General features: G+C 71.6%; 11 protein-coding genes. 2 read left to right on the top strand and 9 right to left on the bottom strand.

What is annotated here, in order from left to right; all coding sequences use genetic code 11:
- Nucleotides 1–71 precede the first annotated feature (71 nt).
- Genes O7612_RS13185 through O7612_RS13145 form a run of 9 tightly spaced genes read right to left on the bottom strand, consistent with a single transcriptional unit; the run spans nt 72 to nt 10,488 of the window.
- Nucleotides 72–2,471 carry an RICIN domain-containing protein gene (locus O7612_RS13185; RefSeq protein WP_282273519.1) on the bottom strand — a complete coding sequence of 800 codons (2,400 nt, stop codon included), beginning with the start codon at nt 2,469–2,471 and terminating at the stop codon, nt 72–74.
- A 54-nt stretch (nt 2,472–2,525) separates the two neighbouring features.
- Nucleotides 2,526–3,509 carry an aldo/keto reductase gene (locus tag O7612_RS13180; protein WP_282273518.1) on the bottom strand — a complete coding sequence of 328 codons (984 nt, stop codon included), beginning with the start codon at nt 3,507–3,509 and terminating at the stop codon, nt 2,526–2,528.
- Nucleotides 3,506–4,375: an amidohydrolase family protein gene (locus tag O7612_RS13175; RefSeq protein WP_282273517.1), complete on the bottom strand. Its 870-nt coding sequence runs from the start codon at nt 4,373–4,375 to the stop codon at nt 3,506–3,508. The genes O7612_RS13180 and O7612_RS13175 overlap by 4 nt, the downstream gene beginning before the upstream one ends.
- Entirely contained in the window at nt 4,372–5,133 is a 762-nt protein-coding gene (locus tag O7612_RS13170; RefSeq protein WP_282273516.1) for an SDR family NAD(P)-dependent oxidoreductase, read from the bottom strand. The genes O7612_RS13175 and O7612_RS13170 overlap by 4 nt, the downstream gene beginning before the upstream one ends.
- On the bottom strand, nt 5,130–6,158 hold the full coding sequence (locus O7612_RS13165; RefSeq protein WP_282273515.1) for an alcohol dehydrogenase catalytic domain-containing protein: 1,029 nt from the start codon (nt 6,156–6,158) through the stop codon (nt 5,130–5,132). Before O7612_RS13165 ends, O7612_RS13170 begins: the two co-directional genes overlap by 4 nt.
- Nucleotides 6,159–6,180: 22 nt before the next feature.
- Nucleotides 6,181–7,419, bottom strand: a complete 1,239-nt coding sequence (locus tag O7612_RS13160; RefSeq protein ID WP_282273514.1) for a mandelate racemase/muconate lactonizing enzyme family protein — start codon at nt 7,417–7,419, stop codon at nt 6,181–6,183.
- Between the two features lies 1 nt (nt 7,420).
- Complete coding sequence (locus O7612_RS13155; RefSeq protein ID WP_282273513.1) at nt 7,421–8,248, bottom strand: carbohydrate ABC transporter permease; 828 nt, start codon at nt 8,246–8,248, stop codon at nt 7,421–7,423.
- Nucleotides 8,248–9,216, bottom strand: a complete 969-nt coding sequence (locus O7612_RS13150; protein ID WP_282273512.1) for a sugar ABC transporter permease — start codon at nt 9,214–9,216, stop codon at nt 8,248–8,250. The genes O7612_RS13155 and O7612_RS13150 overlap by 1 nt, the downstream gene beginning before the upstream one ends.
- A gap of 3 nt (nt 9,217–9,219) precedes the next feature.
- Nucleotides 9,220–10,488, bottom strand: a complete 1,269-nt coding sequence (locus O7612_RS13145; protein WP_282273511.1) for an extracellular solute-binding protein — start codon at nt 10,486–10,488, stop codon at nt 9,220–9,222.
- A gap of 155 nt (nt 10,489–10,643) precedes the next feature.
- Here O7612_RS13145 and O7612_RS13140 point away from each other — a divergent pair, with 155 nt between their 5' ends.
- Nucleotides 10,644–11,408, top strand: a complete 765-nt coding sequence (locus O7612_RS13140; protein ID WP_282273510.1) for an FCD domain-containing protein — start codon at nt 10,644–10,646, stop codon at nt 11,406–11,408.
- Nucleotides 11,409–11,935: 527 nt separating this feature from the next.
- Nucleotides 11,936–13,738, top strand: a complete 1,803-nt coding sequence (locus O7612_RS13135; RefSeq protein ID WP_282273508.1) for a family 43 glycosylhydrolase — start codon at nt 11,936–11,938, stop codon at nt 13,736–13,738.
- Nucleotides 13,739–13,843: the final 105 nt, after the last annotated feature.

Raw genomic sequence — 13,843 nt, 5'->3', positions numbered from 1 at the left:
GCCGCGCCGCCACGTGCGCGCCGGCGGCCCGGCCCCGCGCCCACCCGTCGGCCACGGGCGGGCGCGACCGGTCAGCTCCGCAGGCTCCACTGCTGGTTGGTGCCGCCGTTGCAGGCCCAGAGGATCAACTTGGTGCCGTTGGCCGTCGCCGCGCCGTTGGCGTCCAGGCAGAGCCCGGACTGCACCCCGGTGACCGTGCCGTTGGCGTTGACGTTCCACTGCTGGTTGGTGCCGCCGGTGCAGTCCCAGATGATCACCTTGGTGCCGTTGCTGGTGCCCTGCCCGGAGGCGTCCAGGCACTTGTTGCCGTAGACCATGAGCTGCCGGCTGGCGGTCCGGGTCCACCGCTGGTTGGTCGCGCCGGTGCAGTCCCAGAGCTGGGCCTGGGTGCCGTTGGTGGTGCTGGAGCCGGTGACCTCGGCGCACCGGCCGGACTGCGCCCCGACGAGTTGCCCGGCCTGCGTCTGGGGCGGGTTGGTGGTGCCCTGCACACCGGCGTTGGCGATCACCGTCTGCGCCCCCGAGGGCCAGTTGTTGTTGCTGACCACGGTGTTGTTGTTGACGACGTTGCCCCGGTCGCCGTTGGTCACGTTGGTGCTGTTGTTGGTGGACCAGTTGTTGGTGACGGTGAAGTTGCCCATGTTCTCGGCGTACCAGTAGTTGGCGGTGGCCCAGGTGCCGGTGTTGGCGAACACGTTGGTGCGGGCGGTGTAGTAGCGGGAGCCCTCGTCGAAGTAGAGCCCGAACCAGCCGTTGGTGCGCAGGCAGTGGTTCTCGCTGATGAGCCCGCCCGGGTTGGCCGACAGCGTGTAGAGGCAGCCGCCGTCGGTCATCTGCTGCATCACGTCGTGGATGTAGTTGCCGATGACCTGGTTGTTGGCCGCCGTGGTCGCCGTGGAGTAGCGCGGCTGGTAGTTGTAGAGCCCCCGGTTGGCGTAGTGGTTGCTGCCGCCCGCGTCGTTGGCGCCCCAGCCGTAGCCGACCGACAGCCCGGTGTACGGCATGTTGTACACCTCGTTGTGCGACACCAGCGAGGTGTTGACGTAGGTGGTCAGGATGGACACCACGCCCCGGTACTCCAGGCCGAGGTCGTGCACCCGGTTGTTGCTGATGGTGATGTTCCGGTTGACCATCCGCTGGTCGCTCGGGTGGTGGGCGTCGGCGCGCACCCCGCCGACCACCACCCCGCCGGCCGAGTTGCGGGCGATCTCGGAGCGGGTGACGGTGATGTTGCTGGCCCCCAGGCCGACGCCGCTGGCGTGCGCGTTGGCGTCGTTGCCGATGCCGATCGCGGTCTGCCCGAGGTTGACGAACTGGGAGTCGCTGAAGGTGATGGTGTTGGCGGCGGAGACCTGCACGGCGGCCGGCATCTGGTTCCAGTTCGGCCGGGTCGCCTCGAACAGCGGGCAACCCTCCTGGCAGGAGGTCAGCGCGTCGGCCGGACGCGCCCAGGTGCCGGTGATGTGCGCACCGGTCTGCTGGTCGGCGAAGCCGTTGCTGCTGCTCGGGCCGAGCCAGCTGGTGCCGGTGAAGGTGATCCCGCTGAACGCGATGTGGTGCGCCGGCGCGTCGTAGCTGCCACCGACGTTGACCAGGGACGGCAACTGGGGCAGCTCCACGCTGACGCTGTTCATGTTCTGCCCGGCCAGCGGGATGTAGTTGAGCTGCCCACTGCCCGGGTTCAGGTACCACTCCCCCGGGCTGTCCAGGAACTCGTATGCGTTGGCCAGGTAGAACGGGCCGGCGCGGTGCGGCTTGGACAGGGTGTCGAAGCCGAAGGTGTTGTTGTTCCAGGCCGGCTGCTGCATGGTCAGGAAATTGCCGCTGATGCTCTGCACCGGGGAGTAGCGGTCGGTGAACGAGCCGACGCTCTCCACCTCGACCCGGTTCTGGTTGCCCAGGTTGTTGAGGTAGCTCAACGCGCCGTTGCTGAACCGCATGCCGCTGGTGGTGAAGGTGAAGTCGGCCCGGTTCACGGCGGTCCGCGCCCGGGTGGCGACCGCGCCGTCGACGTAGAGCTGCCGGCTGTCCAGCCCCGCGGGCACGCTCGCCCGCCAGATGTTCTTCCCCGCGTCGACCTGCGTCCAGCCGGTGACCGCGCGGGCCCCGCTGATCTGCGGGCGGGCGGAGGCGGCGGCCCGCCAGGTGACCGTGTAGCCGTTGGTGCCGGAGTCGGCGGCGGTGAACCGCAGCGGCGCGGCCAGCCGGTAGACGCCGTCGGCCAGTTCGACCACGATGTCGCCGGACATCCCGGCGGTGCGGGACCGGACCGCGTTCTGCGCCTCGGTCAGGGTGCACGGCTGGCTGGCGGCACAGGTGGTGCCGCTACCGGAGGGTGCGGCGTAGAGCGTGGTGGTGGCGGCGAGGGCGGGGGTGGGCGGGGCGAGCACGGCGGCCGTGGCGGCGAGCGCCGTGGCGGCCAGCCCGGCCAGCGCCTGCCGGCGCCCTCTGGGGGATGTCGGGACGGACACGGTGGGACTCCTATCGGGGTGGGGTGTGGTGGGGTGCCCCCGGTCGCGGTGGAATCATGCCGCCACCGGGGCGAGCAGACCGGCGGCGCGCAGCGCCGGCCACAGCGCCGCCGGGACGTCGGCGTCCGACCGGGCCAGGCTCTGCGTCACCTGGACGCCGGTACGCAGCCCGACGACCGTCGAGACGACCGCGGGGTGTTGCCGGACGAAGGCGAGCGCCGCCTGGGGCAGGGTGACGCCGTACGACCCGCAGACGTCGGCGATCCGCCGCGCCCGGTCGATCAGCTCCGGCGGGGCCTGCTGGTAGTTGTAGGTCGCGTCGGCCGGTGGCCGGTCCCGGGACAGCAGACCGGAGTTGTAGACCCCGGCGACCACCACGCCGACGCCCCGCTCCTGCGCGGCGGGCAGCAGGTCGGCCAGCGCCCCCTGTTCGAGCAGGGTGTACCGGCCGGCGCACATCACCACGTCGACGTCGGTCTCCCGGACGAACCGGGTGAGCAGGTGGGACTGGTTCATGCCGGCGCCGATGGCCCCCACCACGCCCTGCTCGCGCAGCTCCACCAGGGCGGGCACCGCCTCGGTCGCGGCCTGCTCCCAGTGGTCGTCGGGGTCGTGCAGGTAGACCACGTCCACCCGGTCCAGGCCGGTGCGGGCCAGGCTGGACTCCAACGAGCGCAGCACCCCGTCCCGGCTGAAGTCCCAGACCCGACGGTGGTCCGCGGCGACGTCGAACCCCTCCGGGTCGCGTCGGTGCGCGTCCGGTGGCGACGGGACGAGCAGCCGGCCGACCTTCGTCGACACCACGTACTCGTCGCGCGGCCGGGACCGCAGGGCCGCCCCGATCCGCCGCTCGGACAGCCCGAGCCCGTAGTGCGGCGCGGTGTCGTAGTAGCGCAGGCCGCCCTCCCACGCGGTGTCGATCGCGGCGGCGAACTCCTCGTCGGTGGTGGCCCGGTAGAGGTTGCCGCCCTGTGCCCCGCCGAACCCCAGCTCGGTGAGGCGTACCGTCGGCCGGCGGGGTAGCGCGTGCGCTCTCACGACGCCGCCAGCCGGTACGCCCGCCGCGCGGTACGCCGCCAGATCGCCGCCTGTTCGTCGGGGCCGAGCGGGGCCAGCAGCGCCGACAGGGTGTCGATCCAGCGGCGGTAGGAGCTGGCGAGCAGGCAGACCGGCCAGTCGGAGCCGAACATCAGCCGGTCCGGGCCGAAGGCGTCGAGGGCGTGGTCGACGGCCGGTCGGAGGTCGTCCGACGTCCAGGATGACCGGTGCACCTCGGTGACCAGTCCGGAGAGCTTCGCCACGGTGTTGGCCGGCGCGGCGAGGGCGTGCAGGTCGCGTGCCCAGTCGGTGAGGTCGGTCCCGCCCAGTGCGGGCTTGCCGAGGTGGTCGAGGACGAACCGTACCTCGGGCAGGTCGCGCGCCACCCGACCGGCCGCGCCGAGCTGGTGCTGCCGGACCAGCAGGTCGAAGGCGAGCCCGGCGGCGCCCACCGCCGCGATCCCGCGGCGCACGTCGGCCCGGTCGAGGAACCTCGGGTCGGGTTCGTCCTGGACGGAGTACCGGATGCCGACCAGCAGCTCGCCGCCCCGGGCGGCCCGCAGCCGGGCCAGCCGGTCGACGACGTCGGCGGCCGTCACGTCCAGCCAGCCGACGACCCCGCTGACCAGGGTGTCGTCGGCGGCGACGCCCAGCAGGTCGGCCGTCTCCGCTTCGGTGGAGTTGGCCTGCACCACCACGGTCCGGGTCACTCCGGCGGCGCGGGCCACCGGGGCGAGGTCGGCGGGGGTGAAGTCGGCGTCGATCGTCGCCATGGTGGTCGGGTCGATCCAGGGTTGCGGGTGCCGGGACCGGGTCCAGAGGTGGTGGTGGGCGTCGATGACGTCGGCGCGTCCGGGCGTGGTCATCGACCCAGCCACCCGCCGTCGACGGGCAGCACGATGCCGTTGACGTAGTCCGATGCCGGCGCGGCCAGGAACACCGTGACGCCGGCCAGGTCGTCCGGACGTCCCCACCGGCCGGTCGGGATCCGGGCGAGGATGGCCGGTTCGCGTTCCGGATCCTCGCGCAGCGCCCGGGTGTTGTCGGTGGCGATGTAGCCGGGGGCGATGGCGTTGACGTTGACCCCGTGCGCCGCCCACTCGTTGGCCAGCGCCCTGGTGAGCCCGGCGAGGCCGGACTTGGCGGCGCTGTACCCAGGGACGGTGACGCCGCCCTGGAAGCTGAGCAGCGACGCGGTGAAGATGATCTTGCCGCTCCCCCGGGCCACCATGTCCCGGCCGATCTCCCGGCTCAGCACGAACTGGCTGGTCAGGTTGACCTCGATGACGTGGTCCCACATCTCGTCGGAGTGCTCCGCCGCCGGGGCGCGGGCGATGGTGCCGCCGTTGTTGACCAGGATGTCGATCGGGCCGAGGTCACGCAGGTCCGCGACGAGCCGGCGCACCGCGACCCGGTCGGCCAGGTCGGCCCGCAGCGCGGTGAAGCGGCGACCCGCCGCGCGCACCCGCCGCTCCACCTCGCTCCCGGTGGCCTCCAACCGGGCCGACACGCCGACGACGTCGGCACCGGCGACGGCCAGCGCCTCGGCCATGGCCAGCCCGATGCCCCGGCGGGCGCCGGTCACCACGGCGGTCCGGCCGGACAGGTCGAACAGGGCGCTCATCGGTCGGCCTCCCGCAGGTCGAGCAGTACCTTCATCACGCCGCCGCCCTCCTCGAGAGCGGTGAAGGCCGAGGCCGCCTCGTCCACGGGCACCACCCGGGAGATGAGCTGCCGGGCCGGGACCACGCCGGAGGCGACCAGCCCGACCGCCTCCTCCATGTCCGCACGCCGGTAGAGCCGGGCGCCGAGCAGTTCCAGCTCGCGCCAGAAGACCCGGTGCAGGTTCACCGGTCGGGGCTGCGGGTGGATCGCCACCATGACCAGCCGCCCCCGGGTGGTCAGCACGTCGACCGCGGTGCCGACACCGGCGGCGGAGCCGGAGACCTCGAAGGCCACGTCCGCCCCCGCGCCGTCGGTGCGCTCGTCGACCAGCGCCGTCACGTCGGTGTCCCCCGGATCCACGGCGTCGATCCCGAGCTCGGCGGCCACCGACCGACGGAACGGGTCCGGTTCCACCAGCAGGACCCGCGCGCCACGGTGCCGGGCGACCGTGGCGATGAGGACGCCGACCGGCCCGCCACCGACCACGACGACCTGGTCGGTGGCGGTCACCCGGCCCCGCCCTACGTCGTGCACGGCGACCGCGACCGGTTCCACCAGGGCGGCCTCGTCCAGGGGCAGTTCGTCGGGCAGCGGCACCACCAGGTCGGCCGGGACCGTCCAGGACGACTGCATGGCACCCGGCGAGTCCACCCCGAGGAAGTTCATCGCATGGCAGATGTGCGCGTCCCCGCGCCGGCAGGCGACGCACCGGCCGCAGAAGCGGGTGGGCAGCACGGTGACCGGCTGGTCCACGGCGAAGCCGGTGACGTCCGGGCCGACCTCCGCGACCCGCCCGGACATCTCGTGCCCGATCACCGCCGCGGCGCCCACCCGGGCGTCCATGTCGCCGTGGTAGACGTGCAGGTCGGTGCCGCAGATCCCGGTGTAGGCCACCGCGATGCGCAGCTGGCCGGGCCCCGGCGGCTCCGGGGCACGCCGCTCGACCTCCAACTGCCGCGCGCTTCGGTAGACCACTGCCTTCATGCGTGCTCCTCGTGGGTCGGGGTCAGTGCCGCACGGCGGACGGCAGGCCGTCGTGGTGGTGCGCCGCGGCGCCGGTCATCGGGGTCGCGTACCGGCCCGGCGCGGCGGGAGCCGGCTCGGCCACCGCCAGCAACCGGTGGCCAGCGCGTTCCGGCCGGACGTTAGGCCCCTCCGGGGTGGGTACGTCGGAACGGCGCGGATACCGCCGGATCTCGTCCTCGGCGAGCGTGACACCCAGCCCCGGTGCGTCGCCGAGGACGAACGCACCGTCCTCCACGCGTAGGTCGACGGCGACGCCGACCGGCGGCCGAAGGTCCTGTAGCTCGCTGACCAGGTGGTTCGGCACCGACGTGGCGGCGTGCAGCAGACCGAAGGGGCTGTTGCCGATGGGACTGACCGGCAGGTCGTAGGCGTGCGCCAGGGCGGCCACCCGGAGGAAATGGGTCACCCCCCACACCGCGGCCATCTGCACGACGTCGACCGCCGTCGCGGCGATCAGCGGCCGGTACTGTTCGAGGCCGGTCAGGTTCTCTCCGGTGGCGACCGACGCCCGGATCCCGCGCCCGACGACGGCCAGGCCCTCGGCGTCCCACCGCCGCACGGGTTCCTCGATCCAGACGAGGTCCAGGGTGCGCTCCAGCTCGGCGACGTGCCGGACGGCCTGCTTGCGGGTCCAGGCCTCGTTCACGTCCAGCATCAGGCCGGGGCGCTGGCCCCGCCCGGCCTCGGTCAGCACGTCCCGGACCAGGTGCAGCCGGTGCCGGTCCCGCTCGATGTCGAGGCCGCCCTTGAGCTTGGCGGCCCGCAGCCCGTGCCGGGCGTAGACCTCGTAGGCGGCGGCGAGCGCGTCGTCGTCCAGGCCGATGTCCAGGCCGGAGGCGTAGGCGGGCACCCGCCGGTCGCGCCCGCCGAGCAGCCGCCAGAGCGGTTGACCCGCCGCCTGGGCCTTGATGTCCCACAGCGCGGTGTCCAGCGCCCCGATGGTGCCGAACACCGAGCCGGCGTGGCCCGCCTTGAAGGTCTGCCGCAGCATCCGGTCGTAGAGGGTGGTCACGGCGCGGGGATCCTCGCCGTCGATCGCCGCGAAGATCCGTTCGACGTCCGCGTACGGCCCGAGTCCGACTCCGGTGATGCCCTCGTCGGTCTCGACCACGATGATCGGCACCGTGGTCACCCCGTCGGTGAAGACGCCGTTGGCGTCGCCGACGGGGCGTCCCCACTCCTGCACGGTGGTCAGGGTCCGGTATCCGGTGATCCGCATGTCAGCCCTTCGTGGCGCCGGCGGCGACACCGTCGGCGATCTGGCGCTGGAGGAAGAGGTAGACCACCAGGACGGGTATCGCGGCGATCAGCACCCCCGAGGCGAAGGTGGGGATGTCGTCGGAGTACTGCCCGCGCAGCGAGGTCACCCCGACCATCAGGGTGCGATGGTCGGCCGAGGGCATCAGCAGCAACGAGATCAGCACGTCGTTCCAGCAGAACAGGGCGTCGAGGATGCCGACCGACAGCAGTGCCGGGGTACCCAGCGGCACCATGATCCGCCGGTAGACGCCGTAGACGTTGTTGCCGTCGATCCGGGCCGCGTCGACGATCTCGGTCGGGATGGTCCGGTAGTAGCTGGTCATCAGGAAGATCGTGAAGGGCAGGAACTGCGCCACGTAGGCGAGCACCAGCCCCGGGTAGGTGTCGACGAGGCCGGCGTCGGACATGATCCGGGCCAGCGGCACCATGATCACCTGGAACGGCACGAACAGCGCCGCGAGGCAGCACAGGAAGAGTACCGACGAGCCCCGGAAGCGCAGTTGGCTCAACGCGAAGCCGGCCATCGACCCGAACAGCAGCAGCAGGAGCACCGAGGCCGTCACCACGACCGTCGAGTTGACCAGGTACCGGGCCATCCCCACGCTGTTCCACGCGGTGGCGATGTTCTCCCAACGCAGGGCGTCGGCCAGCGAGAACCGGTCGAGGACGTAGTCCCGCCGGGTCTTCATGGCCACGTTGACCGTGAAGACCAGGGGGTAGACGGTCGCCAGGGCCAGCACGGCCATCGGGACGGCGAACAGCCACCGACCCCACCGCACGTGGGACATCACGCCTCCCTCACCGCCCGCCGGAGCAGACTGATCTGCAACAGCCCCACCACGAGCATGATGAGGAAGAGCACCGTCGAGGCGGCCGAGGCGAGCGCCGGCCGGTTCATCTGTCCCTGCTGGATCCAGATGTAGTACTCCGGCAGGTACGTCGAGCCCTCCGGTCCACCACTGGTCATCACGTACAGCAGGCCGAACATGGAGGTCAGCATCCCGATCATCGTGGTGACGACGACGAACTGGATGGTCCGGGAGAGGCTGGGGACGATCACGTGCCGGATGGTCTGGGGCAGCGACGCGCCGTCCACCCGGGCCGCGTCGAGCAGTGCGGCGTCCAGGGTGGCGAAGCCGGCGAGGAACACCACCAGCGCCATCCCGAAGGTCGCCCAGACGTGCACCCCGACCACCACGAACATCGCCACGTCCGGGTCGCCGAGCCAGTCGACCGGCCCGATGCCGATGCCCCCGAGCAGGGCGTTGAGCGGGCCGTCGAAGGCGAGCAGGAGGTTGAAGATCGCCCCGACGATGACCGGGGACAGCACGGCCGGGAAGAAGTAGACGCTGCGGTACAGCCGGTGCCCGGGTACCCGCAGGTAGATGAAGGTCGCCAGGAGACCGGGGATCGCCACCGCCACCGGCAGCAGCAGGACGAGCAGGCCGACGTTGCGCAGCGCGCCCCGGAACAGCGGATCCCCGAACAGCTCCCGGTAGTTGTCGAGGCCGACGGTCAGCCCGTCGCGGTCGCCGTCGCCGGTGAAGGAGAAGTTGACCCCGAGCACCAGCGGCCAGAACCGCAGCAGCAGCAGGACCAGCAGGGCCGGTGCCAGCAGCACGTAGGGGGCGAGGCGTTCCGCGCGCCGGCCGCCACGCGGTGCCCGGGCACGGGACGCCCGTCGCGGTGTCGCCGTCGCGTCGGTCCGTCCGGTGGGCGCCGGCCGGACCGGCGACGTCGCCTCGGGGATCGGCACCGGTCAGCCGGCCTGATCGGAGGCGGCCAGCTGCTTCACCGCCTCGTCGACGGTGATCGAGCCACTGAGCAGCTGCTGGGAGAGCCGGCCCATCAGGTCGAGCGTCTTGGAGGAGAGCGCCACGTGCAGGGCGGGCTTGCCGCCGGCGAGGTCGGCGACGATGGTGGCCACCGCCGGACCGCCCTGGGACACGTCGATGGTGGTGTCGGCGGCGATCGCGCCGGCGTCGGCGTAGAAGGACTTCAGCGCGTCGGTGGAGGTCAGTGAGCGCACCAGGTCGGCGGCGATCTTCGGGTCCTTCGTCCACTTGGCGACCCCGTAGCCGATGCCGCCGTCGAAGGGCAGGTTCGGGGTGGCCCCGGGCACCACGACCGGGGCGCGCATCACGCCCAGCTTCTCGGCCGGGACGAACTCGCTGAAGTCCTTCCAGTGCCCCACGTCCGACATCAGCCCGATGACGTGGGCCGCCTTCGCGGACTGGAAGACCGCGAAGGCGTCGTTGAACATGGCCGTCGAGTTCGCCCCGTCGCTGTTCAGCTTCGCGTCCTGGGTCTCCTTCCAGAGCGCGAAGATCCGCTTCACGTGGGGGGAGGTCCAGTCCCGCTTGCCGGCGATCCAGTTGTCCTGCTCCTGCGGGGTGAGCACGCCGGTGCCGAAGGCGGAGAGGAAGAACTGGATGCCGAAGCCCTCCTTGTTGCCGAGGGCGAGGCACTTCGCGCCGGTCCGCTGGGTGAGGGTGGCGCAGTTGGCGACGAACTCCGGCCAGGTGGTGGCCGGCTTGGCGGGGTCGAGGCCGGCCTTGTCGTAGAGCGTCCGGTTGTAGTAGATCGGGTGGCCCTGGAGGGTGACCGGGCCGGCGTAGGTCTTGCCGTCCTTGGTGAACGCCTCCCAGCCGGTGAGCCGCTGCCGGTCCTCGGTCACGTACTCGTCCAGCGGCAGCAGCGCGTCGGTGCGGTCCCGGAGCTGCCCGCCGCCGTTGAACAGCATCACGTCAGGTCCCTTGCCGGCCTGGATCGCGGTGCCGAGCAGGGTGTAGTACTGCTCGAAGGGCTGGGCGACGAACTCGACGGTGACGTCGGGGTGCTTGCGGGCGAAGTCGGCCTTGGCCTTCTGCAGGTAGGCGGCGGCGGTCGGCTCACCGGACTTCCAGTCCCAGACCACCAGTTTCCCGGCTGAACCTCCCGGGGAGGAGCGTTTCCCCGTCGCGCTCCCGCACCCGGCCAGCGCCAGCGCCGCGACGAGTACGGCCGAGACCACTGTCCGCTGCTTCATCGGCTGCCCACCTTCGACTCCGCCTGCCACACTGATCGGGAGGCATGAATTTGACGGAAAGGTAACTCGTATGACGTATGACGTCAACAGTGCCCCGTAGAATTCGCGGCAGGCAGCAGGTCGTGGCGCGGTCCGCGGAAGGCAGTGGAGGGGACATGACGGCACGAGAGAGCACCCTGGACGCGTCGACACCCCCGACCTGGGCCCGGCGGCCCACCAACCTCGCCACGGCGGTCACCGCGGAACTGGTGGAGCGCATCGTGCGCGGCGTACACCCGCCCGGCTCCCCCCTGCCCCCCGAGCCGGCGCTCTGCGAGACGTTCTCGGTCAGTCGCACGGTCGTCCGGGAGGCCGTCAAGATCCTCCAGGAGAAGGGGCTGGTGCAGGTCCGACAGGGCAGCGGCACCATCGTCACCCCGCCGTCGATGTGGGACATGCTCGACGAGCTGGTCCTCGCGGCGAGCATCGCCGAGGACGACAGCCTGACCATCCTCGACGACCTGGTGGCCACCCGGCGGGTGCTGGAGTCCGACATGGCCAACGTCGCCGCCCGGCTCGCCGACCGGACGACGGTCGACCGGCTGCGCACCCTGGTCGACCGGATGGACGAGCTGGTCGACGACCAGGTCGCCTACCACGAACACGACCGGGCCTTCCACGACGTGATCATGCAGGCGTCCGGTAACCGGATCGCCCGGGGCGTGGTGCGGTCGTTGGAGAGCCAGGTGGTCAACACGGCCCGTTACATGGGGCGCTCGGAACGGGCCCTCTGCGTGGCGTCCAACCAGGGGCACCGGCGCATCTACGAGCGCATCGCGGCGCACGATCCGGACGGTGCCGCCGAGGCGATGGTCACCCACATCACCGAGGCCTGGCTGGTCCGCCGCAGCGGCCCGGACACCGCGCGCCTGGTGCGCTGAGGCCCGGCCCCGACCGACGACGGTCACCTGGGAGCCTCCCGGGCGACCCCGGCGGACATCGACCGACCGGCACCGGTCGCGGGTAGCTCAACCAACGGACATCAATGGCTTGCCAGTGTTAACGATAACAAGCTAACGTCGGCCCCAGAAGCGAAGGGCACGCTTCCGCACTCCGTCCACCGGCACCCGTCGGCGGCACGGAGTGGGGCGCGGGCAACGCCGGTCGGACACCTCCGGGCACTCGTGTGGACGCTGCACGCCGCCGGGTCGTCGATCCTTCGACTCACCCGGGAGCCCCGGCGCGCATCGCCCATGGCCTCCGTGAGGATCCGACCCGATCGCGCGCTGACCACAGTGCCGTGCCCACCGGTCAGCGCGCGATCGGGACCGCGACCCCGCACCGCGTACCCGCACGGCGACACCCCGGACCAGCCCGGCACCAGCATCGCGCCACCGGGCCGACCGTCCGGTCCGTCACCGAGCGCCGACGCCACCCGTGACACCCATCGCCCACCTGGGAGGTACTGGTGAGACCCGCACCGCCACCACTGACCCGCCTGCGGCGCTCCTTCGCCTGGCTCGCGGCCCTGCTCCTGGTCTCGACGCTGTTCCCGACCAGCGCCGCGAAGGCCGACAACCCCATCGTCCAGCACATCTACACCGCCGACCCGGCACCACTGGTGCACGACGGCCGGGTGTACCTCTACACCGGCCACGACGAGGACGGCTCGACCTGGTTCACCATGAAGGAGTGGCGGGTCTGGTCCTCCGCCGACATGGTCAACTGGACCGACCACGGCTCGCCACTCAACGTCGGCACCTTCAGCTGGGCGAAGGCGGACGCCTGGGCCGGCCAGGTCATCGCCCGCAACGGCAAGTTCTACTGGTACGTGCCGGTGACCGCGAAGTCGACCAACTCGATGGCCATCGGGGTGGCGGTGAGCGACAGCCCCACCGGCCCGTTCCGGGACGCCATCGGCCGGCCGCTGGCGGCCAACGGCGAGATCGACCCGACCGTCTTCATCGACGACGACGGGCAGGCATACCTCTACTGGGGCAACCCCAACCTGTGGTACGTCAAGCTGAACCCCGACATGATCTCGTACTCCGGCAGTGTCACCAAGATCCCGCTGACCACCGCCGGGTTCGGCACCCGCAACGGCAACGCCACCCGTCCCACCCTCTACGAGGAAGGCCCCTGGGTCTTCAAGCGCAACGGGACCTACTACAACGTCTTCGCCGCCGAGTGCTGCTCGGAGTTCATCGCCTACTCGACGGCACCGGGGCCGCTCGGGCCGTGGACGTACCGGGGCACGATCATGCCCCGGCAGGGCGGCAGCTTCACCAACCACGCCGGGATCGTCGACTTCAACGGCGGGTCGTACTTCTTCTACCACAACGGCGCGCTGCCCGGCGGCGGCGGCTACACCCGGTCGGTCGCGGTGGAGAAGTTCACCTACGGCACCAACGGCACCATCCCGACGATCAACATGACCAGCACCGGCGCACCGCAGATCGGCACGCTCAACCCGTACGTGCGGCAGGAGGCCGAGACCATCGCCTGGGGCTCCGGGATCGAGACGGAGGCCTCCAGCGAGGGCGGGATGAACGTCGGCTTCATCGAGAACGGCGACTACATCAAGGTCAAGGGGGTCGGCTTCGGCGCCGGCGCGACCTCCTTCAACGCCCGGGTGGCCTCGGCCGGCAGCGGCGGAACCATCGAGGTGCGGCTGGACAGCGCCACCGGCACCCGGGTCGCCAGCTGCGCGGTGCCGGTCACCGGCGGCTGGCAGAACTGGCAGACCGTCTCCTGCCCGGTCTCCGGCGCGACCGGCACCCACGACATGTACCTGCGGTTCACCGGCGGCAGCGGCACCCTGTTCAACGTCAACTGGTGGCAGTTCAGCAGTGGCACCAACCCGACGCCCACCCCGACCGCTACGCCCACCCCGACGCCCACCGTCACCCCCACCCCCACCCCGACGACCCCGGCCCCGACGACCCCGGCTCCGACCACGCCCGGCGGACGCTCCTGCGCGGCCACCAACACCGTGGTCAACACCTGGCAGGGCGGCTTCGAGGGCAAGCTGACCATCACCAACGGGTCCACCCCGATCACCGGCTGGCGGGTGAGCTTCACCCTCCCGAGTGGGCAGACGGTGGCCCAGGCGTGGAACGGCACCCTGACCCAGCAGGGCAACCAGGTGACCGTCACCAACGCCGCCTACAACGGGCAGCTCGCGGCCGGTGGCTCCACCACCGTGGGCTACATCAGCTCGACCACCGGCAGCAATCAGCCACCGACCGACCTGACCTGCACCCCCGTCTGACCCTGTCGCGCGGCTGATAGGCACGCCGGCCCGCTCCGCCCACCGGGGCGGGCCGGCACCCCACCACCGACACCACCGTCCGCAAGACCCACCCGGACGGGCGCT

It is taken from the genome of Micromonospora sp. WMMD987, from assembly GCF_029581435.1.
Classification (GTDB): domain Bacteria; phylum Actinomycetota; class Actinomycetes; order Mycobacteriales; family Micromonosporaceae; genus Micromonospora; species Micromonospora rifamycinica.
Note: the sequence above shows the minus strand (reverse complement) of the source record. Positions and strands in the feature narration are given on the sequence as shown.